At 69.7% G+C, this 22,173-nt stretch carries 18 protein-coding genes; 11 read left to right on the forward strand and 7 right to left on the reverse strand.

Features of this window, described 5'->3' with window-relative positions:
• Positions 1–36: 36 nt before the first annotated feature.
• From ABGB08_RS28815 to ABGB08_RS28830, 4 genes are all read right to left on the reverse strand, one after another.
• The gene (locus ABGB08_RS28815; protein ID WP_347596021.1) at positions 37–1,854 is read right to left on the reverse strand and encodes a High-affinity nickel-transporter; all 1,818 of its coding nucleotides are present in this window, start codon (positions 1,852–1,854) and stop codon (positions 37–39) included.
• Positions 1,851–3,134 (reverse strand): tetratricopeptide repeat protein, encoded by a 1,284-nt coding sequence (locus ABGB08_RS28820; protein WP_347596024.1) that lies wholly within the window; start codon positions 3,132–3,134, stop codon positions 1,851–1,853. Before ABGB08_RS28820 ends, ABGB08_RS28815 begins: the two co-directional genes overlap by 4 nt.
• A 195-nt stretch (positions 3,135–3,329) precedes the next feature.
• The gene (locus ABGB08_RS28825) at positions 3,330–4,727 is read right to left on the reverse strand and encodes a DUF4331 domain-containing protein (protein WP_347596027.1); all 1,398 of its coding nucleotides are present in this window, start codon (positions 4,725–4,727) and stop codon (positions 3,330–3,332) included.
• A 158-nt stretch (positions 4,728–4,885) separates the two neighbouring features.
• Positions 4,886–6,799, reverse strand: coding sequence for a cellulase family glycosylhydrolase (locus tag ABGB08_RS28830; protein WP_347596030.1), 1,914 nt, complete (start codon positions 6,797–6,799; stop codon positions 4,886–4,888).
• Between the two features lie 343 nt (positions 6,800–7,142).
• Between ABGB08_RS28830 and ABGB08_RS28835 the strand changes: the two genes are divergently transcribed.
• The 4 genes from ABGB08_RS28835 (at position 7,143) to ABGB08_RS28850 (ending at position 12,072) form a co-directional block, all read left to right on the forward strand.
• A complete protein-coding gene (locus tag ABGB08_RS28835) occupies positions 7,143–7,376 on the forward strand; it encodes a hypothetical protein (protein WP_155346776.1) in 234 nt (77 codons plus the stop codon).
• A 68-nt stretch (positions 7,377–7,444) separates the two neighbouring features.
• Entirely contained in the window at positions 7,445–9,112 is a 1,668-nt protein-coding gene (locus ABGB08_RS28840; protein ID WP_347596033.1) for an ABC transporter ATP-binding protein, read from the forward strand.
• Between the two features lie 231 nt (positions 9,113–9,343).
• Positions 9,344–10,990, forward strand: coding sequence for a urocanate hydratase (hutU, locus tag ABGB08_RS28845; protein ID WP_347596036.1), 1,647 nt, complete (start codon positions 9,344–9,346; stop codon positions 10,988–10,990).
• A 128-nt stretch (positions 10,991–11,118) separates the two neighbouring features.
• The gene (locus ABGB08_RS28850; RefSeq protein ID WP_347596039.1) at positions 11,119–12,072 is read left to right on the forward strand and encodes a MurR/RpiR family transcriptional regulator; all 954 of its coding nucleotides are present in this window, start codon (positions 11,119–11,121) and stop codon (positions 12,070–12,072) included.
• Here ABGB08_RS28850 and ABGB08_RS28855 read toward each other — a convergent pair.
• From ABGB08_RS28855 to ABGB08_RS28865, 3 genes are all read right to left on the reverse strand, one after another.
• On the reverse strand, positions 12,026–12,775 hold the full coding sequence (locus ABGB08_RS28855) for an ABC transporter permease (RefSeq protein ID WP_347596042.1): 750 nt from the start codon (positions 12,773–12,775) through the stop codon (positions 12,026–12,028). The two genes, ABGB08_RS28850 and ABGB08_RS28855, sit on opposite strands and share 47 nt — an antisense overlap.
• A gap of 20 nt (positions 12,776–12,795) precedes the next feature.
• Positions 12,796–13,755, reverse strand: coding sequence for an ATP-binding cassette domain-containing protein (locus tag ABGB08_RS28860; RefSeq protein ID WP_347596045.1), 960 nt, complete (start codon positions 13,753–13,755; stop codon positions 12,796–12,798).
• A gap of 128 nt (positions 13,756–13,883) precedes the next feature.
• Positions 13,884–14,414, reverse strand: coding sequence for a PadR family transcriptional regulator (locus ABGB08_RS28865; protein ID WP_347596048.1), 531 nt, complete (start codon positions 14,412–14,414; stop codon positions 13,884–13,886).
• 55 nt (positions 14,415–14,469) lie between these two features.
• On the opposite strand from ABGB08_RS28865, the gene ABGB08_RS28870 reads away from it, so the two are divergent.
• The 7 genes from ABGB08_RS28870 to ABGB08_RS28900 all read left to right on the forward strand — a co-directional run bounded on the left by ABGB08_RS28870 (position 14,470) and on the right by ABGB08_RS28900 (position 22,172).
• A complete protein-coding gene (locus ABGB08_RS28870) occupies positions 14,470–15,162 on the forward strand; it encodes an SDR family oxidoreductase (RefSeq protein ID WP_347596051.1) in 693 nt (230 codons plus the stop codon).
• Positions 15,163–15,378: 216 nt separating this feature from the next.
• Complete coding sequence (locus tag ABGB08_RS28875; RefSeq protein WP_347596053.1) at positions 15,379–16,536, forward strand: allantoate amidohydrolase; 1,158 nt, start codon at positions 15,379–15,381, stop codon at positions 16,534–16,536.
• Entirely contained in the window at positions 16,533–17,873 is a 1,341-nt protein-coding gene (locus ABGB08_RS28880) for a formimidoylglutamate deiminase (RefSeq protein WP_347596056.1), read from the forward strand. The genes ABGB08_RS28875 and ABGB08_RS28880 overlap by 4 nt, the downstream gene beginning before the upstream one ends.
• A 39-nt stretch (positions 17,874–17,912) precedes the next feature.
• Positions 17,913–19,058, forward strand: coding sequence for an imidazolonepropionase (gene hutI, locus ABGB08_RS28885; RefSeq protein ID WP_347596059.1), 1,146 nt, complete (start codon positions 17,913–17,915; stop codon positions 19,056–19,058).
• Between the two features lie 177 nt (positions 19,059–19,235).
• Positions 19,236–20,165 carry a sigma-70 family RNA polymerase sigma factor gene (locus ABGB08_RS28890; RefSeq protein WP_347596062.1) on the forward strand — a complete coding sequence of 310 codons (930 nt, stop codon included), beginning with the start codon at positions 19,236–19,238 and terminating at the stop codon, positions 20,163–20,165.
• A 304-nt stretch (positions 20,166–20,469) separates the two neighbouring features.
• The gene (locus tag ABGB08_RS28895; RefSeq protein ID WP_347596065.1) at positions 20,470–21,837 is read left to right on the forward strand and encodes an ammonium transporter; all 1,368 of its coding nucleotides are present in this window, start codon (positions 20,470–20,472) and stop codon (positions 21,835–21,837) included.
• On the forward strand, positions 21,834–22,172 hold the full coding sequence (locus tag ABGB08_RS28900) for a P-II family nitrogen regulator (RefSeq protein WP_155360696.1): 339 nt from the start codon (positions 21,834–21,836) through the stop codon (positions 22,170–22,172). The genes ABGB08_RS28895 and ABGB08_RS28900 overlap by 4 nt, the downstream gene beginning before the upstream one ends.
• Position 22,173 lies beyond the last annotated feature (1 nt).

The following is a 22,173-nucleotide window of genomic DNA, read 5'->3' on the forward strand; positions in this document are numbered from 1 at the left end:
GGTATCAACAGCTCATGCGCTCCCGAAACGCCCTCTTTAGGAGCTTCCGGTGAGGGAGCGGATTGCTAGGCCTAAGCCGAGGGTGATGACGATTAAGGCGGTGCCGATTGGGGCGAGGGTGGAGATTCTGGAGAGGAGGCCTGTGCCGGTGGTGGTTAGGCGGTCGAGGCGGCTTGCCAGTTTGACCAGGAGTAGGCCGGTGGCGGTTAGGGTGGCGGCCATGCCGATGCCGTAGGCGGCGACCAGGCCGACGCCGAACCAGGTGCGGCCGAGGGCGATTGCGCCGAGGAGCACGATCAGGGCGGATGGGCTCGGCACGAGGCCACCGGCGATGCCCATGCCGACCAGTCCGATCCGCCGCCCGCTGCGCGCAGCCTGCTTGGGCTGCTCCGGCTCAGGAGATTCGAGATCCGCGAGAACCTCGACGTCGCTCCGCTCAAGAGTCGTGACACTACCGGCTCTCTCGGTTGCAAGTGCGTGCCCGTGACCATGTCCGTGCCCGTGACCATGTCCGTGTTCTTCCGCGTGATCGGGTGCGTGGCTGTGTTCGTCGGCGTGCTCATGTCCGTGGCCATGGCCGTGCCCATGTCCGTGCCCGTGCCCGTGCCCATGTCCGTGCCCGTGCCCGTGACCATGTCCGTGCCCGTGCCCGTGCCCGTGACCATGTCCGTGCCCGTGGCCGTAGGCAGTTCCGTCGCGGTTGCCCTTGAGGGAGGTCCAGAGGAGGCGGGCGCCGATGGCGGTGATGAGGAGGCCGCTGGCCAGGCCTAGCCAGGCGAGGACGGAGTCGCCGGCCAGGGCGGAGAAGGCGCTCAGGAGGAGGCCGACGACCAGGACGCCGACGGTGTGGGTGACGGTGACCGTCATGCCGACGACGAGGGCGTCGCGGGGGCGGCCGCGGCGGCCGGCCAGGTAGGCGGCCATGATGGTCTTGCCGTGGCCGGGGATGAGGGCGTGGCCCGCGCCGAGGACGGCGGCGAGGAGGACGGCCAGCAGGCCCACGGGGACGGTGAGCGAGGTGGAGCCGACCAGGTCGGTGAAGGTGCGGTCGAGACCGGCCAGCCAGGAGCCGATCGGACCGGGGGCGGAGATGCCGGGGGTCGAGATCCTCTGGGTGGAAGCCGTCTCGGGCAGGCCGGGGATCGTGCCGTTGGGGTCGACGGTCACAGTGGTGGCGCGCTGGTCGAGGGGGGAGGCGAGCAGGTCCTCCGGGTAGGCGCGGAGTTCGTTGGAGACGCTCGTGACGGGGAGGCCGGTGGGCGCGAGCCGTACCGAATCTGAGGAGAGGGTGATCTCGCGCCAGCCGAGGCGGTCGGCGAGGAAGTCGTCGGTGAAGGCGATCGTGCCGGTGGGGGTGGTGGCGGCGGTGAGGGCGCAGGTCAGGCGGCTGGTCTTGAGGCCGCCCTGGCCTGGGTGGTAGGCGAAGGAAGCGGTGTCGACCTGCCAGGGGATGGGGGAGCCGCCCACGGTGAGGCGCTGGGCGGCGATCAGGGCGGCGCACTGGGAGGTGGCGTGGGTCTGGGACTCGCCGGCCGAGACCGAACCGGAGGCGTCGGTGTCGATGGCCGGTTCCGACTGGAGCGTGGGGAGCTCGGCGGAGTCCACGACGGCGGTGTTCTCGACATGGTCGGCGTAGAGGCGCAGGCCGTTGTAGTGATTGACGGTGAAGTTGCCGAGCGGGTGTGCCTGCGCGACCGCGGGGATGGCCATCAGCACGGCCAGCGACGCGACGGCCACGACGAGCCCGGTCAGGGCCGCGGTGAGGGCCAGCCGGAAGCCGCGGCCGAGCCGGGATGGCCGCCGGGCGCCGTCGGCGCCGCGCAGGTCGGCCAGGTGGTCGAGGGCGGTGGTCATGAGAACCTCTGCAGGGCTGGGAGCTCCGGGTCGAAGCGCGGGTTGTAGGTCGTGACCAGGGCCTCGGACTTGGCTGCCGGGAGATCGAGCGCTCGCTCGATCTCGGCCCGGTGGTGGGCGAACAGGGCGTTGCGCCAGCCGGTGGCGGTCGCCTCCTTCGCGTACGGCAGGGCTTGGCGGGAGTCGCCGTTCCGGTGCAGGGCCCAGGCGAGCGCGTCGGCGGCGATCACACTGGGGTTGCGGTCGTATTCGGCCCGGGCATACGTGACGGCGGTCGCCGGGTCGCCGTGGTCGGCCTCGTACTCGGCCCAGGTGACGTCGTCGTAGACGCCGTTGGCGCGCATCAGCCCGCGCTGCGCGGTGAGCAGCCGCCACTGGCCGGAGGCGTCGCGGCCCAGTTTTTCGAGGACTTCGCCGTATTCGACCAGGTATTGGGTGAGGGGGAGGCGTCCGGTGACGCTCGCGTACTGGTCGGCGGCTTCGGCCAGGTTTCCGGTGAGCGCGGCGACGCGGGCCAGACCGGCCTGTGCGGGCACGAACTGCGGGTCGGCGGAGAGCGCCAGCCGGTAGTGCTCGCGGGCCCGGTCGAAATCGCCCGAGTGCACGGCCAGCTCGCCCAGGTAGTGCTGGCAGAAGGCGACATCGCCGGGGAGGTAGGCGTCGCGGAGCGCGTATTCGAGCATGCGGCGCGCGGTCACCTGGTCCCCGTGTAGCTCGGCGTCGTAGGAAGCCCGGGTGAAGGAGGAGACGCCCGGAGCGAGCTCCATCATCCTGGTGATCGCCTTCGTGGCCTGGTCATACGCGCCGAGCTGGGTGTGCGCGTCGGCCAGCACGCCGTACGCGACCGGTCCGTAAGGGTTGGCGGCGATGGCCTGGTCGGCGAGACGTACGGCGGCGGCGAAGTCGTGGCGGCCCGCCGCGAGCGCGGCCTGTCCGGTGAGCCCGGCGAAGTTGCCCGGCTTGAGCTCCAGCGACCGGGCGACGGCCTGTTCGGCTTTGGGATAGAACGAGGGATCCCCAGTGATTCTGGCCTGCTGAACGTAGGCGGCCCCGAGGGCGGCCCACGCGCTGTCGTCTTTCGGCAGCCGCTTCAAGCGGACCTGGAGCGCGGGGATCGAGCCTGGCGCGGAGCCGTTCGAACCGACCGCCACGGCGGGAGCCGCGGGGGCGGGAGCTTCGGATCCGGGGATCAGGGTGGCGCCCGCCGTGAGGACGACCGCCGCGAGGAGGGCCCCCGCGATGACGCCCACCGTGCGCTTTTTAGTGGGTACTTCCAGCATTTTGAGGACCTCCTTTGATATCCGTTTGCTGGCTCGGCCGCGCCTGTGTCTGGACTGAGGAACGCAGGGAGCGTAGCGACTGGAGAGACGAGGGAAGACGCAGGCTGAAGGCGGTCGAGCCCGCCGTGCCGGAGGCGCGGCCATGTAACAGCCGCCGCCGCGACAGCTCAGCCGCGGCGGCGGGGTCTGGATGGGTCAGGAACCGTTGAAGGTCTGGTTCACGGCCTGGTTGCTGGGGCCGGGGATGTACGGGAAGGTCGTCAGGAACGGCACGTCGTTCCGGTCGACCTTGTCGCCCGCCGCCAGGGCCGGGACCAGCTGGCCGGTCTGGGCGGCGCCCGCCATCGCCTGGAGGGCGATGTCCACCACGTCGTCGCCGAGGCGGCGGCCGTTCGGGAAGCCCTGCAGGTCACCCGCGAGCACGCCGAGCCGGTTCGGGCTGGCGGTCACCGGGATGGTGAGGTTGAGCCGCAGCATCTCCGACGGGCGCAGCTTGCCGGCGTCCTTGTTCAGGATCTGCGAGTTGAGGTCGGCCTTGATCGGGCCGTTCTTCTTCGCGATGCCGGTCAGGAAGATCTCGACGAGGTCGTCACGCGGGGTCTTGGGAGCCTTCAGGCCGTAGATGCCCTCCAGCAACATCGGCACCTCGGGGTGGGTGACCTTCTTCACCACGGCCGGGATGCCCGCGTCCTTGTCGGGGCTGAGCGAGTTGAAGGCGTCCTTCAGCGGGGCCGGGACCACGACCTCGTTGACCAGCGGCTGGCCCAGGCGCGAGACCTGGACGTAGCCCCTCGGGCTCCACTTGTCGGTGGTCGACCAGATGCCGACGACCGGGTTGCGCGTCACGTCGCCCTTGAGCGCGACTTCCTTCTTGGGCACCTGGACGGCCAGCGTGTGCACGTTGTAGCCGCGGGTGGTGTCCTGGCCGACCTCGGACAGGTTGCCGCCGTAGAGCAGGTCGAACACGCGCAGGTCGAGGAAGAAGGCCTCATCGGACTGGCCGGCGAACTGCTTGCCGCCGCCCTTGATGCCGTCCACGGCCTCACCGCGCACCTTGGCGTAGTCGGGGAACGACGCGGGGCCGGTGTTGCTCGGCGCGACGGTGCCAGAGCCGATCGTGGTGGTGCCCTTCTCGGTGATGCGCTTGAGCGTGTACTTCTGCTTGAACAGCAGGTTCTCGTCCTTCAGCGAGGTCACGGGGCCGTTGTTGTAGAGGAACGTGCCGCTGCCGTTCCCGCGCTTGTCGATGTTCTTGAAGGTCCACTGGTAGGTGACGTCGGGCTTGGCGTCACCATCGTTGTCGATCTTGATGTTGTAGCGGGAGTTGGTGTCGAAGAAGTAGAAGTTCGGGCCTCCGTTGGGCTCCTCGAACGGGATCCAGTTGGCGATCAGGGTGACCGTGTCGGTCTTGTCGGGGCTGACGAAGGCGTACACGTCGGTGTTGTCGTTGCGCGGGTCGCCGGAGATGAGCGGAGCCTCGCGGTGCGAGGAGGCGCTCGGGGCGGCCGGGCGAAGAAGCAGGATCGAGGAGGCGGCCAGCGCCCCCGCGACCCCAACGGCGATCAGGGATCGCCGGTTAATCCGGAGCTCCATGTCAAACGGTCCTCTCGGGACGGTAGGGAGGTTTGGGTCAGATGAGGTGTCCGGCCGGACTCCTCGACCGCCTATTCGCCCCATGGAGGCTCGCGGATTGGTTCTTTTTCAAAAAGTGTGGCCCCGGGGGTCCCGGGGCCACATTTCCGCAGGTCAGGTTACGGAGTGGTGCAGGTGTAGCCGGACGGCACGGCGGTGTTGCCGTTGGGACGGCTGCCTTGGAAGCCGAAGTTGCCGCTGCCTCCTGCCGGGAGGTTGCCGTTGTGGCTCACGCTCTTGGCGGTCACGGTCTGGCCGCTTTGCGTGAAGGTGGCGTTCCAGGACCCGGAGACGGTGTGGCCGGCCGGGAGGGTGAAGGTGACCGTCCACGAGGTGATCGGCGAGCTTCCGGCCGTGACGGTCACCGGCTGGATCACGTACCCGTTGTTCCAGGTGTTCTGGGTAGTGGCGACCACGGTGCAGCCGCCGCCGGTGCCGCCGCCGGTGGTGGTGAAGGTGACCAGGGACGAGTTGCCGGACAGGTTCCCGGCGCCGTCGCGGGCTCGGACGTAGACCTGGTACTGGGTGCTGGCGGTCAGGCCGGTCAGGGTGATCGAGTTGGTCGTCGGCGAGCCGAGCAGCGGGTCGGTCGTGCCCTGCTCGCGGTAGACGTTGTAGCCGGCCAGGCCGGAACCGCCCGAGTCGGTGGAGGCGGTCCAGGTGAGGGTCGCGCCGGAGGAGGTCACGCCGGACGCGGTCGGGGTGCCCGGTGTGGTCGGCGGAGTGGTGTCGGTGGTACCGCCGGTGGTGGTGAAGGTGACCAAAGTCGAGTTGCCGGACAGGTTGCCCGCGCCGTCCCGTGCTCGGACGTACACCTGGTACTGGGTGTTGGCCGTCAGGCCGGTGAGGGCGAGGGAGTTGGTGGTGGACTGGCCGAGCAGGGGGTCGGTGGTGCCCTGCTCGCGGTAGACGTTGTAGCCCGCCAGGCCGGAGCCGCCGCTGTCGGTGGAGGCGCCCCAGGAGATGGTCGCCCCGGTCGAGGTCACGCTGGACGCGGTCGGGGCGCCCGGTGTGGTCGGCGGGGTCGTGTCGGTGGGGGTGGTGCCGCCGCAGAGCGAGCACTCCTGGGCGGTGGAGGCGATGCCGTTGGGGCCGTTGAACAGGCGGGTGCCCCACGAGGTCAGCTGGTTGGGGTTGAAGTTGGTGACCTGGTCCAGGTACTCCACGCCGCCGCCGTTGCCGCTCCAGGACCAGCCGAGGTAACCGAGGCCACGGGCCTGCGCCTGGGCCATGATCGTGTCCTCGTCGGGGTTGCCGTCCGAGTGGTTGTGGCCGAACTCGCCGATCACCAGGGGGAGGTTGGCGGTCTGGAAGGCGTTCAGGTAGGCGTTGATCTCCGCCGCGGTGTCGAACACGCCGTACATGTGGATCGAGAAGACGGTGTTGCCCGTCGGGTCGGCGGCCTTCACGGACGCGGCCGTGTCGCGCATGGCGAACTGCCAGTCCTGGCCCCAGTTGGGGGCGTCCACCATCAGCAGGTGCTGGAAGCCGGCGTTGCGCATCCGGGTGATGGCCGCGCTGGTGGCCTGGGTCCAGTTCGGGGTGACCGCGTTGTTGCCGACCGGCTCGTTGCCGATGTTGATGATGACCGAGTTCTCCTGGCCGGTCAGCGCGCTCTGGATGCTGATCCAGTAGTTGACCGCCGCGTCCAGGCTGATCGACCCGCCCTGCTCGCCGAACCCGGTCGTGTCATGATTTTCCAGGATGCAGACCAGCCGGCTGGCCTTGCACAGCGAGATGATGTTGGCCACGTCGGCGGCGTTGTTGGCGGGCTGCCACCGGCCGCCGCTGAGCACGATGCGGACCGCGTTGGCGCCCTTGGCCTTGATGCTCGCGATCGAGCTCGTCTGGGTCGGGAACCAGGTGTGCGCGTGGCTGGTGCCGCGGATGATGAAGTTGTTGCCGTTGGCCTCGACGATGTTCCGGCCGCTGATCCGCAGGCCGACCGCGGCGTCGGCGGGGAGCGCGGTGACGAACAGGGACACGAGCAGGGCGAGGACCGTCGCACCGGATAGTGCGATCCGTTTTCTCATGATCTGCCTTTCTATATTAACCGGTTAAGCAAATGGCCGGAGAAGTGTGCCCCGGCGGATTGACCGCAGGGTCGGTTGGGCTGGTGAACCGGTCTTCTTGGGACGGCCCGGCGCGCTCCCAGACTCGGGGCATTTCGTGGGTGTGTACAGGATGTTGCGGGGAGCTGACCGTCCCGGTGGTGAACATCCAGGGCGGGATATGGGAAATGTCGCCCTGGAATCCGATGAAAGATTCACCTCCGTCGCCGTACGCGCAGAGCGGAATCGGGTCAACCCGGGTTGACCCGGGAGTGCGGGTCAACCTAGATTGACCAAGCCGGGTGGTCAACATAGGTTGACCCTTATGAACGGAGAACTCGTGGCTCTCGTGACCACAGCCGAAGGGGACGATCCCCTGCGCGGGCTCGTCGCGGCGGCCGAGCTGCGGCGACAGGCCGACCGGCTGGCGGCGGTGCAGGTGCGGCGGGCACGCGTACAGGGGATTTCATGGGTGCAGATAGCAGTGGCCCTGGGGGTCAGCAAGCAGGCCGTGCACAAGAAGTTCGGCGGGGGGCGGCTGTTCCGGAAGGACGGCTGAACGCGCTGGGCGAGCGGGCGTCGTGGCGGCTGTTACTCGATTACCTGCGCCCGCATCGGGGCACGCTGGTGCTCGGCGCGGTGCTCGCCCTGATCGGGAGCGCGGCCGGGCTGGCCATGCCGCTGCTGGCCAAGAGCGTGATCGAGGCGTTCGGCACCGGCCGGACCCTGCTCGGCCCGCTGCTCCTGCTGTGCGGGGCCGTGCTGGCCGGTTCGATCATCTCGGCCGTCGGGCGGTTCGTGCTGGAGCGCATGGGCGAGGGCATCGTGTTCGGGGCCAGGACCCGGCTGGTGGACCGGATCCTGCGGCTGCGGGTGGCCGAGGTGGACCGGCTCAAGCCCGGCGACCTGCTCTCCCGGGTCACGGCCGACACCACGCTGCTCCGCGCGGTCTGTACGGACGCCCTGGTCACCGCCGTCGGCTCGGTGTTCATGTTCGCCGGAGCCGCGGTGCTGATGGCGGTCATGGACGTGGTGCTCCTGCTGATCACGCTGGGCGTGGTAGCCAGCGTCGGCCTGGTGAACGCGCTGATCCTGCCGCGGATCCGGAAGGCGTCCACGCTGGCGCAGGTGGCGCTGGGGGAGATGGGTTCCGCGCTGGACCGGGCGCTGCAGGCATTCCGTACGGTGAAGGCGAGCGGCGCGGAGCATCGCGAGATCGAGGTCGTGTCGGCGGCGGCGCGGCAGGCCAGGGACCGTGGCGTGACGGCGTCGGCCTGGCAGTCGGCCGCCGGGGTGAGCGCCTGGATGTCGGTGCAGCTGGCGTTCCTGGCCGTGCTCGGCGTGGGCGGGGCCCGGGTGGCCGACGGGTCGATGGCGATCGCGTCGCTGATCGCGTTCCTGCTGTACCTGTTCTACCTGGTGGCGCCGATCGGGCAGCTGGTGCAGAGCTTCACCCAGCTGCAGAACGGGCTGGCCGCCATCACCCGGATCAGGGAGATCGAGGAGCTGCCCGGCGAGCCGACCGTCGCCGCGCTGCGCGCCGACGGGCCGCCGGTCGGGGTCACGTTCGATGACGTCGTGTTCCGCTACGGGGATGATCGGCCGATCGTGCACGACGGGGTGAGCTTCGAGGTCCGCGCGGGCGGTCTTTCTGCCCTGGTCGGGCCATCGGGCGCGGGCAAATCCACGGTGTTCGCGCTGCTGGAGCGCTTCTACTCCCCCCAATCCGGAAATATCACGATGTCGGGGCGGGATATCCGGGACTGGGACCTCGCCGAACTGCGGGCCGCTGTCGGCTACGTGGAACAGGACGCCCCTGTCCTGGACGGCACCCTCCGGGAGAACCTCACCTTCGCCGCCCCGGACGCCACCGAGGCGGAGGTACGGCACTCGCTCGCCCGTACCAAACTGGACGATCTAGTCGCGCGCCTGCCCGAAGGCCTGGAGACGCAGGTCGGCCACCGCGGGGTGCTGCTGTCCGGCGGGGAGCGGCAGCGGGTCGCCATCGCCAGGGCGCTGCTGCGGCGGCCCCGGCTGCTCCTGCTGGACGAGGCCACCTCGCAGCTGGACGCGGTCAACGAGCTGCGACTGCGCGAGGTCATCGCGGAAGTGGCAACGGACACCACGGTCCTGGTGATAGCGCACCGGCTGTCCACGGTGACCGGAGCCGACCGCATCATCGTGATGGAGTCAGGCCGGGTCCGCGCCACCGGCACCCACGCCGAACTCCTCACCGATGACGACCTCTACCGTGAGCTCGCCACCACCCAGTTCCTGGCCACCGCGACACCGTGATCGAAGATTTGCCGCGCGCTGACGATCTGCCGCCGGAATGGGGGGCACCTCCGTCAGTGCGGAGCCTCTCCTTCGCCACAATCCGCTCCCGGGCCACGCGTACGTGCGGTACGCGCCGGGATCGCGGGTGCGGGCACCCCGGGATCACAGGACACCGGGGTGCCCCGAGTGGCGCCCGCGCCGTATCCTTCGAGTGACCAACGTGAATGCTTTCATTCAGGAGGACGGCCGATGCCTACCGTACGTGCGCCGCGCGGCACCGCGCTCACCGCGCAGGGCTGGCCGCAGGAGGCCGCCCTCCGGATGCTCCAGAACAACCTCGACCCCGAGGTCGCCGAACATCCGGAACAGCTCGTCGTGTACGGCGGTTCCGGCAAGGCCGCCCGGGACTGGCCGTCCTTCCAGGCGATCGTGCGCACGCTGACCACGCTCGCCGGCGACGAGACGCTGCTCGTGCAGTCCGGCCGCCCGGTCGGGGTGATGCGGACGCACGAGTGGGCGCCCCGGGTGCTCATCGCCAACTCCAATCTGGTGCCGGACTGGGCGAACTGGGAGGAGTTCCGGCGGCTTGAGGCGGCCGGGCTCACCATGTATGGCCAGATGACCGCGGGTTCGTGGATTTATATCGGGACGCAGGGGATCCTGCAGGGGACGTACGAGACGTTCGCCGCCGTGGCCGCCAAGCGGTTCGGCGGCTCGCTGGCCGGGACGATCACGCTCACCGCCGGGCTCGGCGGCATGGGCGGGGCGCAGCCGCTCGCGGTCACCATGAACGGCGGGGTGGTGATCTGCGTCGACTGCGATCCGCGGAGCATCTCGCGGCGCATCGAGCATCGGTATCTGGATGTGCGGGCCGCCGACCTGGACGAGGCGCTGCGGCTGGCCTACGAGGCGCGGGACGCGCGGCGCCCGCTCAGCATCGGGGTGGAGGGCAACGCCGCCGAGGTCGTGCCGGAGCTGCTGCGCCGGGGTGCGGAGATCGACGTGGTCACCGACCAGACCTCCGCGCACGATCCGCTGATGTACCTGCCGGTCGGGGTCGCGTTCGAGGAGATGGCGGCCGCCCGGGAGAAGGATCCCGCCGGGTTCACCACCCGGGCGCGGGAGTCGATGGCCGCCCACGTGGCGGCGATGGTCGGCTTCCAGGACGCGGGCGCCGAGGTCTTCGACTACGGCAACTCCATCCGCGGCGAGGCCCAGCTGGCCGGATACGCGCGCGCGTTCGCGTTCCCCGGCTTCGTGCCCGCCTACATCCGGCCGCTGTTCTGCGAGGGCAAGGGCCCGTTCCGGTGGGCCGCGCTCAGCGGCGACCCGCGCGACATCCACGCCACCGACCAGGCCATCCTCGACCTGTTCCCCGACAACGAGCCGCTCGCCCGCTGGATCAGGCTGGCCGGAGAACGCGTGCGATTCCAGGGACTCCCCGCCCGCATCTGCTGGCTCGGGTACGGCGAGCGCGACCGCGCCGGGGAGCGTTTCAACGCCATGGTCGCCGACGGGACCATCAGCGCCCCCGTGGTCATCGGCCGCGACCACCTCGACTGCGGCAGCGTCGCCTCCCCCTACCGCGAAACCGAGGGCATGGCCGACGGCTCCGACGCCATCGCCGACTGGCCCCTGCTCAACGCCATGGTCAACGTCGCCTCCGGCGCCTCCTGGGTCTCCCTCCACCACGGCGGCGGCGTCGGCATCGGCCGCTCCATCCACGCCGGCCAGGTCACCGTCGCCGACGGCACCCCCCTCGCCGCCGAAAAACTCAACCGCGTCCTCACCAACGACCCCGGCATGGGCGTCATCCGCCACGCCGACGCCGGCTACGACTCAGCCACCGAAGTCGCCACCACCCAAGGCGTCCGCATCCCGATGCGCGAAAACTAAGGGCCTAAACAACTAGCAGAGTGCCGCTGCCGCTCTTGGCGCCGGGTGCGGTGAGAACCACCGCCCGCGTTAACGGCGCCGGATAACGGCGAGTAGCCCGGTGACCTGCTCATTCTGTTGGGTGCTCCATGAGAAGGGCTGAAGGAGTGGGTGTGAGCGAGGGGCTTGGGTGGTTGGTGGAGGGGAGGCGGCTTTCGCCGGTGCAGCGGAGGATTGCTCATTATTTGGGGGAGCATCTGCATGAGGCGATTTTTCTGTCGAGTGTTGAGTTGGCGGAGCGGGTGGGGGTTAGTCAGCCTTCGGTGACGCGGTTTGCGGCGGCGCTGGGGTTCGCGGGTTACCCGGAGCTTCGGCAGGCGCTTCGGCCGCTGGTTCTCGGTGGGGCCGGGGGCGGGCATGCCGATCTTTTGGGGGAGCGGGCGCTGGTCCGGGATGCCTTGGATATCGAGATCCGCAACCTCACCGCTCTTCGCAATCGCATCGGCGGGCAGTCGCCGGAGGCCAGGTCAGTGGCGGGCTCCGCCAGTTCGGGTGCTGATGGGCTGATGGGGGTGATCGCGGAGCTTGGGCAGGCGTTGGCGGGGTCGGAGCCTTTGCCGGTGGTGGGGGTGCGGGTGTCGAGTGGGCTGGCGACGACGTTCGCGTACTTCGCGCGGCGGATCCATCCGGATGTGCGGTTGCTGACCCATGGGGGGTCGGAGCTGGCGGATGGGCTGCACGGCGCGCGGCGGGCGGGGGCGGCCTGGGTGCTGGCGGTGGTGTTGCCGAGGTATCCGGTGGAGGCCGTGGCGGCGCTGGAGCTGGCGCGGGAGCTGGGGTTGCGGGTGGCGGTGATCACGGATAGGGCCGATGCGCCGTTCGCCGCCGACGTGGTCCTGGACGCGCCGGTGGGGGAGCGGCTGGTGTTCGATTCGCATGCGGCGCCGCTGGCCCTGGCCATGGTGCTGGTGGAGGCCATGGCCGACGCGGCGCCGCTGCGAACTCAGGCTCGCCTGGAGGAGTACGAGCGGATGACCGAGCAACAGGGGATCTTCGTCACCCCGCCATCTTACGGAGAGAACGCATCGACCAGATCAGGGTGATCACGGCGAGGACGGCGAGCAGCCCGAAAGCGGTGGGGATGGTGCTGTCGGACAGATCATCCCGGAAGAGCGCGCGACCGGCCTCGACGCCGTAGTAGAGCGGGTTGAACTTGGCGGCGGTCTGCAGCCAGTCGGGCCCGAGCGAGACCGGCAGGAACAGGCCCGCGATCAGGGTCAGCGGCATGGCGAAGAACTGCACGATCTGCGACATGCCGTTCTCGTCGCGGAGCGCCAGGGCCAGGCCGTAGGAGAGGCTGGCGGCGAACAGACCGGTCGTGGCCATCAGGGCGAGCATGATCAGGAAGGCGACCAGCCCGATCCGCAGGCCCATCAGCATGGCCACGCCCATCACCAGGATGGCCTGGAGCACCAGGGTGATCATGTCCTTGGCCACCCGGCCGAGGATGATCGCCGGAGGCCAGGCGGGACTGACCGCGAGCCGCTCGAGCACGCCGTTGCGGGTCTCGTTGATCAGCCCGAACCCGGCGAACAGCGACCCGAACAGGGCGATCATCATCATCGAGCCGGGCGTGAACATGGCCAGCACCTCGGGCATCGACCCGCTCGGGGTCGTGCTGCCCAGCAGCGGCGCGAAGAAGAGTAGATACATGACCGGCTGCACGATGCCGAACACCGGCCAGACCGGATTGCGGAGCAGGAACCGGAGCTCGTAGCCCAGGAAAAGGGATGTATGGCGAAGCATGGGGGGAAATCCTTCGAGGTTCAGGCGGCGTCGCGGAGCGAGCGGCCGGTGTGGCGGAGGAAGACGTCGTCGAGCGTGGCCCGATCCAGCGAGATCGAGTCGAGGGTGAGGCCGCGCTCCTCAAGCGCCCGCAGCAGATGCGGCAGCCCGTGCTCCCCGTCGTCCAGGTAGGCGCGCAGCATGTCATCCTCCGCGCGGACCTCCTTGATGTAGTCCTGGGCAGCCAGCAGTTCGCGCGCCTCGTCGATGCCCTTGAGCCTCAGGGTGACCACGTCGCCCGCCACTTCCTTCTTGAGCTCGGTGGGCGTGCCCTCGGCGACGATCTTGCCGTGGTCGATGATGACCAGCCGGTCGCAGAGCGCGTCGGCCTCGTCCAGATAGTGGGTGGTCAGCAGCACGCTGGTGCCCTGGGCGCGCAGGTCCCGCACCTCGTCCCACAGGTTCGCCCGGTTCTGCGGGTCGAGACCGGTGGTCGGCTCGTCCAGGAAGACCAGCGGCGGCTTGGTGACCAGGCCGATGGCCAGCGCGAACCGGCGCTTCTGCCCGCCGGACAGGGTCTTGGCCGGGCGGTTGGCGATCTCGGACAGACTGAACGCCTGCAACAGCTCGTCGGCTCTGATCTGGGCCTGTTTACGCGACATGCCACTGATCCTGGCCGCCAGCATCAGGCTCTCCAGACCCGGCGCGTTCTCGTCGACCCCGCCCGCCTGGCTGACGTAACCGATGTTCTCCCGGACCTTGGCCGCCTCTTTCACCACGTCGAACCCGGCCACCCTGGCCGTGCCGGAGGTGGGGGCGGTGAAGGTGGCCAGCATCCGGACCGTCGTGGTCTTCCCGGCGCCGTTGGGACCAAGCGCCGCGAAGATCTCGCCCTCCTCGACGCCCAGGTCGATGCCCTGCACGGCCTGGACTTCCTCGGTCTTGCCACGGCCACGCTTGGCGATGAAGGTCTTACGAAGATCATTCGCTTCGATGATCATATTTACTCCGTATTCAGGGGAATAGCCAGCATGAGGGGTGACCCGGCGTGAGGGTCAAGGGGTTTTCCCGGCCGCGGGCATGCCCCCATCCTGCCTGTCACCACCGACAATTCCGCGAAGTTCCGCTGCTAGGGAAGCTCCCCGTCCTTCACCCGCCCGATCGCCTCGCTCACCCAGGCGAGCTGCGCGGTGAGCTGGGCGGCGTTCAGCCGCAGGCACTCGTCCACGTGCCGCGGCGCGCCGAAGGCCTGCTTGCCGCCCATCGCCCGCTCGGTCATCGAGATGGCCGCCCGCAACTGCTCGGCCCTGGCCTCCATCGCGACCACCAGATCCGCGGGCGCGAGCCGGTTCATGAAGGTGAGCGCGACCTGGAACGGGTCCACGATGGGCTGGACCTCCCACCAGGAGGTGAGCAGCCCCCGCTGGAACTCCAGCCGGCCGTCCGCGGTCAGCTCGTAGACGGTCTTCCCGCCCTTGCCCTGCTCGACCACCGTGAGCAGGCCCTCCTCCGCCATCTTGGCCAGGCCGTGGTAGATCGACCCGAAGGCCACGTTGGCCCACTGGCTCGCGCCCCACAGCTCGAGGCGGCGGCGCACCTCGTAGCCGTGCAGCGGGCCGTCCAGCAGAGTGCCGAGGATGAGGATCCGGGTAGACGACATACTCAAATTTATATACAAATTTGAATGATCACGTCAACGCGATAAACTGGCCGGCATGAGCGAACGTCCAACAGCCCTGGTCACCGGTGCCTCGCGCGGCCTCGGGGCGGCGATCGCCCGCGCCCTGGCCCCGGACTACGACCTCGTTCTCGGCGGGCGCGGCGGATCGGGCCTCGACCTGATGTGCGCGGAGCTCGGCGCCCGCCCGCTGCCGGTGGACCTGACCGCGCTCAGCCCGTTCGACGTGGCCGGGGTCGGCCAGGTGGACCTGCTGGTGCACAGCGCGGGCATGGTCAGGCTGGGTAGCGTCGAGGACACCCCGGCCGAGGTCTGGCGCGACACCTACGAGCTGAACGTCATCGCGGTCGCCGAACTCACCCGGCTCCTGCTGCCGGAACTGCGCGCCACCCGGGGCCATGTCGTGATCATCAACTCCGGCTCCGGGCTGCGGGCCCACCCGGGCTGGGTCTCCTACGCCGCCAGCAAGTTCGCCCTCCGCGCTTTCGCCGACGTGCTCCGCCAGGAAGAGGAACCCCACGGCATCCGCGTCACCACGATCTACCCCGGCCGGATCGCCACCGACATGCAACGCGAGGTGCGCGAGCATGAAGGCGGCGAGTTCCAGCCGGACCGTTACCTGACCCCGGATTCGGTCGCCCGCGCAGTCCTCGCCGCGGTCACCACCTCCCCAGACGCCCACCTCACCGAAATAACCATCCGCCCCTCCGCGCAACCCCCGCACCATTAGTCATATGTCCCGCCTCGGCCGCGCCTTCTTAACCCGGCCATCACTCCTATCCAGGGCAATCAAGCGGCTTGGCCGCGCCTGTGTCTGGACTGAGGAACGCAGGGGAGCGAAGCGACCCGGAGTGACGAGGGAAGACACAGGCTGAAGGCGGCCAAGCCCGCCGTGCCGGAGGCGCGGCCATATCACTGAATGGTTTCATTCACTAAGGTGGTGAACATGCTCGAAGTTCTAGCGGGGATCGGGAGGAACAGGCGGACCGGTGGTTACCGGCGGGACGCGTGGTCGCCGGCTGAGCTGGAGCTTCGTGAGTGGTTCCGGCAGGAGGCCGACGCGCGCGGGCTGGACCGGCACGAGGACCGCAACGGCAACCTCTGGGCCTGGTGGGGAGACCCGGACAGGAAACCGGGCGTCGTCACCGGCAGCCATCTGGACTCCGTCCGCGAGGGCGGCGCCTTCGACGGGCCGCTGGGCGTGGTGTCGGCCTTCCACGCCGTGGACGTGCTGCGGGCGCGCGGGTTCACGCCGAGCCGGCCGCTCGGGATCGTCAGCTTCAGCGACGAGGAGGGCGCCAGGTTCGGCATGCCCTGCGTCGGATCCCGGCTGCTCACCGGCATCCTGCCGCCCGAGCGGGCGCGCGGCCTGACCGGGGACGACGGGGTCACGCTGGCCGAGGTCATGCGCGCCCAGGGCCGCGACCCCGCCGCGCTCGGCCGGGACCGGGAGACCCTCGCCCGGGTGGGCGTGTTCGTGGAGTTGCACATCGAGCAGGGCCGGGCGCTGACCGCGCCGGTCGGGGTGGCCGCCGCGATCTGGCCGCACGGCCGCTGGCGCTTCGACTTCCACGGCACCGCCGACCACGCCGGCACGACGGCCCTGGCCGACCGGGACGACCCGACGCTCAAGTACGCGCAGGCGGTGCTGGCCGCCCGCGGCGTCGCAGAGAAACTGGGCGTGCTCGCCACCTTCGGCAAGGTCATGATCCAGCCGAACAACGCCAACGCGATCCCATCCCTGGTCTCGGCCTGGCTGGACGCCCGGGGCGCCGACGAGGACGCGGTGCGCCGCCTGGTGGCCGAACTATCCGAGGGCCAGGAGGTCGTCTGCGAATCCTGGACCCCGGAGGTCACCTTCCCGGCCGCGCTGCGCGACCGCGTGGCCGCCATCGCCGGGCACCCCGCCCCGATCCTGCCGACGGGAGCCGGTCACGACGCGGGGATCCTCGCCTCCGCCGGGATCCCCGCCGCGATGGTGTTCGTCCGCAACCCCACCGGTGTCTCCCACTCGCCCGCCGAGTTCGCCGAGCCCGGCGACTGCGCGGCCGGGGTCACCGCCCTCGCGGCCGTTCTGGCCGACCTGTGCGGGGAGGCGCCATGACCCGCTACTGGTGCGAGCTGGCCTGGCTTCCCCCCGGCGAGGTCATCTCCGGCGTCCTGATCACGATCGAGGGCCGCTGGATCCTCGAGGTCACCCGCCACGCCGATCCCCCGCCCGGCGCGGTGCGGCTCCCCGGCTTCACCATCCCGGGCCTGGCCAACGCCCACTCGCACGCCTTCCACCGGGCGCTGCGCGGCCACACCCAGACCGAACGCGGCTCGTTCTGGACCTGGCGCGAGCAGATGTACGCGGTGGCCGCCCGCCTCGACCCCGACAACTACTACGCCCTGGCCAAAGCCGTGTACGCCGAGATGGCGCTGGCCGGAATCACCTCCGTCGGCGAGTTCCACTACGTCCACCACGGTCCCGACGGCACGCCGTACAAGGACGGGAACGAGATGGGGCACGCGCTGATCCAGGCCGCCCGCGAGGCCGGGCTGCGCGTCGCGATGCTGGACACCTGCTACCTGAACGGCGGATTCGGGGCCGCGCTCCAGGGGCCGCAGGTGCGGTTCGGTGACGGGAACGCGCACCGCTGGGCCGAGCGCGCCGAGGAGCTGGCCGCCGCCTATCACGGCGAGGAGGACGTGGAGATCGGCGCCGCTATCCACTCCGTGCGCGCGGTCCCGCCCGAGCAGATGCCCACGGTGGTGGAGTTCGCCCACCGGCAGGCGGGCCCGCTGCACGCGCACGTCTCCGAGCAGCGCGCCGAGAACGACGCCTGCGTGGCCGCCTACGCCGCCTCGCCTGTCCGGGTGCTGCACGAGCACGGCGCGCTCGGCCCGCGCTCCACGGCCGTGCACGCCACCCACCTGTCGGAGGAGGACATCGCGCTGCTGTCCGGTTCCGGCACGCACGTCTGCATGTGCCCGACCACCGAACGCGACCTGGCCGACGGCATCGGCCCGGCCCGCCACCTGCGGGAATCAGGCTGCCCGATCACGCTCGGCTCCGACAGCCACGCGGTCGTGGACCTCTTCGAGGAAGCCCGCGCGGTCGAGTTGGACGAGCGCCTGGCCACTCAGGAACGCGGCCACTGGCAGGCCGCGGAACTGCTGAACGCCGCCACCGCCGCGGGGCACGCCTCGCTCGGGTTCCCCGACGCCGGATTCCTGCTCCCGGGCGCGCACGCCGATCTGGTCACGGTCCGGCTCGACTCGGTCCGTACGGCTGGCGCGACCGCCGGTTCGGCGGTGGAATCGGTGATGTTCGCGGCGATCGGGGCGGATGTCAGCTCGGTGGTGTCGGGCGGGCGGCGGATCGTCGAGGACGGCAGGCACACGCTGGGCGAGGTCGGCGCGCTGCTGCGGACCGCCATCGACGCGGTCCGCGGCTGACGGGCCGGAATTCAGGGTGGGGACGTTCAGGTGGGGACGATGACGGCAACGCTGTTCCATGGGATCGGGCATCTCTATACCGGCGATCCGGAGCGGGAGGAGATCGCGGACGCCGCGCTGGTCGTCGAGAGCGGCGCCGTGGTCTGGGTGGGCGAAGCCGCCGACGCCCCGCTCGCCGACCGCAACGTGGACGTGGACGGCCGCGCGATCCTGCCGGGTTTCGTGGACAGCCACGCCCACCTGGTCTTCGCCGGGGACCGCAGCGCCGAGTTCGCGGCCAGGATGGCGGGCCGGCCGTACTCGGCGGGCGGCATCCGCACCACCGTGGCCGCCACCCGCGCGGCCACCACCCCGGCGCTGGCCGCCAACACGGCCGCGCTGGTCTCGGAGATGATCGCCCAGGGCACCACCACCATGGAGATCAAGAGCGGGTACGGCCTGACCGTCGAGGACGAGCGCAGATCCCTGGAGATCGCCTCCGCGTTCACCCCCGAGACCACCTATCTGGGCGCCCATGTCGTCCCGGACGGCGACCCCGACCGCTACGTGCGGCTGGCGGCGGGCCCGATGCTGGACGCCTGCGCGCCGTACGCCAAGTGGGTGGACGTGTTCTGCGAGCGCGGCGCGTTCGACGAGGACCAGACCAGGGAGATCCTGGCCGCCGGGCTGAAGGCCGGGCTGCAGGCCCGGGTGCACGCCGGCCAGCTGGGGGAGGGGCCGGGGGTGCGGGTGGCCTGCGAGCTGGGGGCGGCCTCGGCCGACCACTGCACCCATCTGAGCGACCGGGACGTGGACCTGCTGGCCGCCAGCGGGGTGGTGGCCACCCTGCTGCCGGGCGCGGAGTTCTCGACCCGCTCGCCGTATCCGGACGCGCGGCGGCTGCTCGACGCCGGGGTGACGGTGGCGCTGGCGACGGACTGCAATCCGGGGTCCTCGTTCACCTCGTCGATGCCGTTCTGCGTGGCGCTGGCCGTACGGGAGATGGGCATGACGCCGCTGGAGGCGGTGCGCGCGGCGACCCGGGGCGGGGCGGCGGCGCTGCGGCGCGCCGACGTCGGGACGCTGCGGCCGGGCGCCCGCGCGGATCTCGTCATCCTGGACGCGCCCTCGTACGTGCATCTGGCCTACCGGCCGGGAGTTCCGCTGGTGGCGCAGGTGTGGCAGGCGGGGCGGCGCGTCGTTTGATTCCCGTTTCCCAGGGCAGACGCCCCGATTTCCGGGTGCGCATCCTCCTGTAGGAGGAAACCAAAACCGTTCCCGGGTCGTATTTGTTAAGGGAATCTTTGCCCTGATCGATCCGTTGGTCGTTGCAGGACGAAGCTGTTGATGAATGATGCCGCGGCGGAACGAGGTGCCATCGAAATGGCGACGGGGAATCGCACCGGAGAGGTAGCGGATCGCGATCTGCTGGGAACCTATCTGGCGGAGATCGGGCGTGTGCCGCTGTTGACCGCGGAGGAGGAGGTGGAGCTCGCCAAGCGCATCGAGGCCGGCCTCTTCGCGGAACAGCTGCTCGACTCCGGGGACGCGGAACCCAAGGTGGGCGACGCGCTGGACGAGGAGCTGGAACGCATCGCGGTCTCCGGGCACCGGGCCAAGGACGAGTTCATCCAGGCCAACCTGCGACTGGTGGTGGCGGTGGCGCGGAAATACTCGGGGCGTGGCATGCCGCTGATCGATCTGGTGCAGGAGGGGAATCTGGGCCTGGTGCGCGCGGTGGAGAAATTCGACTATCGGCGTGGCTACAAATTCTCGACATATGCGACATGGTGGATTCGGCAGTCGGTGGGGCGCGCCATCCACGAGCAGGCCAGGCCGGTGCGGCTGCCGACGCACGCCGGTGAGCAGATGACCCGGCTGATGCGGGTGCGCCGGGACATGCTCGCCGAATTCGACACCGAACCCACCGACGTGGATCTGGCCGAGGTGCTGGACCTGCCGATCGAGCGGGTCAGGGAGCTGCGCCGCTGGGCCTCCGACCCGGTCTCGCTGCAACTGGGCGTGGGCGACGAGGACGAGACCGAGCTCGGCGACATGATCGCCGACGACACCTGGGCCGACCCCGAGCAGCAGGCCATGGCCACCCTGGAGAAGGAGCGCCTGGAGCAGTGGCTGACCGGCCTGGAGGGTCAGGCCAGGGAGATGCTGCGCTGGCGTTATGGCCTGGTGGACGGCCGCGAGCACACCCTCACCGAGGTCGGCGAGCGGTATGGCATCGGCAGGGATCGGGCCCGCCGGGTGGAGCGGGACGCGCTGGCCCGGCTGCGGAAGATGGCCCACGCGGCGGCTTGACCAGGGTTTTACCAACGCGCACCCCTTTGGGGGTGCGCGTTTTTGCGTTTCCACACGATCCGAAACCTTCCCGAAACATGCCACAAACGAGTTTCACAGATGTGAAACACGCCACGTCGTGACCTGAAACGGCAGAAGAAGACGCTGGCGCCCACGGAAGAGGACCCGAGCGGTCGGTGTGAGCCGGTGGCGGAGGCGCTCTCGTCCGAAATCGTCAGTGTGCCAGCCGGTCAATGAAGCCTGAGTGAAGCCCACTGCGCACGTGATAACCGGCCACACGCCAATGGGAAGGAGGGCCGCGTCGATGGAAATCGATACCGGCTCCACTGCCTGGATGATCACAGCGACAGCACTCGTGTTGCTGATGACGCCAGGTCTCGCATTCTTCTACGGGGGCATGACCAGGGCAAAGAGTGTCCTGAACATGATGATGATGTCGTTCGTCAGCATCATCACGGTAACCATCGCCTGGGTGATCTACGGTCACTCCCTCGCTTTCGACGCCGCCGGTGACGGAACCGGCTTCGTCAATAAGATCGTGGGCGGCCTCGACGCGATCGGCTTGAACGGCGTTGTCGACACCGCGGCCGCGGGTCTGGTCGCGGACAGCACCGCCGACAACATCCCCAACATCGTCTTCTCCGCCTTCCAGTTGACGTTCGCCATCATCACGGTGGCCCTGATCAGCGGCGCCATCGCCGACCGGGCCAAGTTCGGCGCATGGGTCGTCTTCTCGGTCGTCTGGGCCACGCTGGTCTACTTCCCCGTCGCCCACTGGGTCTGGGGCGGCGGCTGGCTGTACGGCCTGGGCATCGAGGACTTCGCGGGCGGCACGGTCGTCCACATCAACGCGGGTGCCGCGGCCTTGGCCCTCGCGCTGGTGCTGGGCAAGCGCGCCGGCTGGCGTAAGGAGCCGATGCGGCCGCACAACCTGACGCTGGTGCTGCTCGGCGCCGGTCTGCTGTGGTTCGGCTGGTTCGGCTTCAACGCGGGCTCCGAGCTCGCGGTGGACGGCACCACCGGCCTCGCCTTCATGAACACCCAGGTCGCCACGGCGGTCGCCGCGGGCGCCTGGATCGTGGTGGAGAAGCTGCGCGACGGCCACGCCACCACGCTCGGCGTCGCTTCCGGCGCGGTCGCCGGTCTGGTCGCCATCACCCCGGCCTGTGGCTTCGTCAACCCGCTCACGTCGATCGCCATCGGCGCCATTGCCGGTGCCGTCTGCGCCTTCGCGGTGGGCCTGAAGTACAAGCTCGGTTACGACGACTCCCTTGACGTCGTGGGTGTGCACCTGGTCGGCGGTGTCATCGGCGCCGTCTCCCTCGGCTTCCTGGCGCAGTACCCGTTCCTCACCGGCGAGCTCGCCTCCAGCCTCGGCATGAGCCGGGAGCAGGGCCTGGGCCTGTTCTTCGGCGGCGACATCAGCCAGCTCGGCCTGCAGGTCCTCGGCCCGGTGGCCGTCGGTCTCTACTCCTTCATCGTGACCTACATCATCGGCAAGGTCATCGACAAGACGATGGGCTTCCGGGTCACGCAGGAGGACGAGGTCACCGGCATCGACATCACCACGCACGCCGAGACCGGCTACGACCTCGGCACGATCCACTCCTCGGGCGTAACCTCGCCGAACGGGCCGGCGGTTCCGGCTGAGGCCAAGAAGGTGGACGCATGAAGCTCATCACCGCAATCATCAAGCCGTTCAAGCTCGACGACGTCAAGGCCGCTCTGGAGCAGTTCGGCGTCAAGGGCATCACGGTCAGCGAGGCCAGCGGCTACGGCCGCCAGAAGGGCCACACCGAGGTCTACCGCGGTGCCGAGTACCAGGTCGACCTGGTGCCCAAGGTCCGCGTCGAGGTGCTGGCCGAGGACGAGGACACCGAGGACGTCATCGACGTCATCACCAAGGCCGCGCAGACCGGCAAGATCGGCGACGGCAAGGTCTGGTCCGTGCCGGTGGACACGGTGATCCGCGTCCGCACCGGGGAACGCGGGCCGGAGGCGCTGTAAC

This window comes from Acrocarpospora sp. B8E8 (assembly GCF_039871605.1).
In the GTDB taxonomy this organism is placed as follows: Bacteria; Actinomycetota; Actinomycetes; order Streptosporangiales; family Streptosporangiaceae; genus Acrocarpospora; species Acrocarpospora macrocephala.

What these genes read in the sequence shown, in the direction of transcription:
- ABGB08_RS28875 (WP_347596053.1), top strand. Translation starts at nt 15,379, where the DNA reads ATGCTCGAAGTTCTAGCGGGGATCGGGAGGAACAGGCGGACCGGTGGT.
- ABGB08_RS28895 (WP_347596065.1), top strand. Translation starts at nt 20,470, where the DNA reads ATGGAAATCGATACCGGCTCCACTGCCTGGATGATCACAGCGACAGCA.
- ABGB08_RS28855 (WP_347596042.1), bottom strand. Translation starts at nt 12,775, where the DNA reads ATGCTTCGCCATACATCCCTTTTCCTGGGCTACGAGCTCCGGTTCCTG.
- hutI (WP_347596059.1), top strand. Translation starts at nt 17,913, where the DNA reads ATGACGGCAACGCTGTTCCATGGGATCGGGCATCTCTATACCGGCGAT.
- ABGB08_RS28820 (WP_347596024.1), bottom strand. Translation starts at nt 3,134, where the DNA reads ATGCTGGAAGTACCCACTAAAAAGCGCACGGTGGGCGTCATCGCGGGG.
- ABGB08_RS28830 (WP_347596030.1), bottom strand. Translation starts at nt 6,799, where the DNA reads ATGAGAAAACGGATCGCACTATCCGGTGCGACGGTCCTCGCCCTGCTC.
- ABGB08_RS28865 (WP_347596048.1), bottom strand. Translation starts at nt 14,414, where the DNA reads ATGTCGTCTACCCGGATCCTCATCCTCGGCACTCTGCTGGACGGCCCG.
- ABGB08_RS28850 (WP_347596039.1), top strand. Translation starts at nt 11,119, where the DNA reads ATGAGAAGGGCTGAAGGAGTGGGTGTGAGCGAGGGGCTTGGGTGGTTG.
- ABGB08_RS28815 (WP_347596021.1), bottom strand. Translation starts at nt 1,854, where the DNA reads ATGACCACCGCCCTCGACCACCTGGCCGACCTGCGCGGCGCCGACGGC.
- ABGB08_RS28880 (WP_347596056.1), top strand. Translation starts at nt 16,533, where the DNA reads ATGACCCGCTACTGGTGCGAGCTGGCCTGGCTTCCCCCCGGCGAGGTC.
- ABGB08_RS28835 (WP_155346776.1), top strand. Translation starts at nt 7,143, where the DNA reads ATGAACGGAGAACTCGTGGCTCTCGTGACCACAGCCGAAGGGGACGAT.
- ABGB08_RS28860 (WP_347596045.1), bottom strand. Translation starts at nt 13,755, where the DNA reads ATGATCATCGAAGCGAATGATCTTCGTAAGACCTTCATCGCCAAGCGT.
- hutU (WP_347596036.1), top strand. Translation starts at nt 9,344, where the DNA reads ATGCCTACCGTACGTGCGCCGCGCGGCACCGCGCTCACCGCGCAGGGC.
- ABGB08_RS28825 (WP_347596027.1), bottom strand. Translation starts at nt 4,727, where the DNA reads ATGGAGCTCCGGATTAACCGGCGATCCCTGATCGCCGTTGGGGTCGCG.
- ABGB08_RS28870 (WP_347596051.1), top strand. Translation starts at nt 14,470, where the DNA reads ATGAGCGAACGTCCAACAGCCCTGGTCACCGGTGCCTCGCGCGGCCTC.
- ABGB08_RS28900 (WP_155360696.1), top strand. Translation starts at nt 21,834, where the DNA reads ATGAAGCTCATCACCGCAATCATCAAGCCGTTCAAGCTCGACGACGTC.
- ABGB08_RS28890 (WP_347596062.1), top strand. Translation starts at nt 19,236, where the DNA reads ATGGCGACGGGGAATCGCACCGGAGAGGTAGCGGATCGCGATCTGCTG.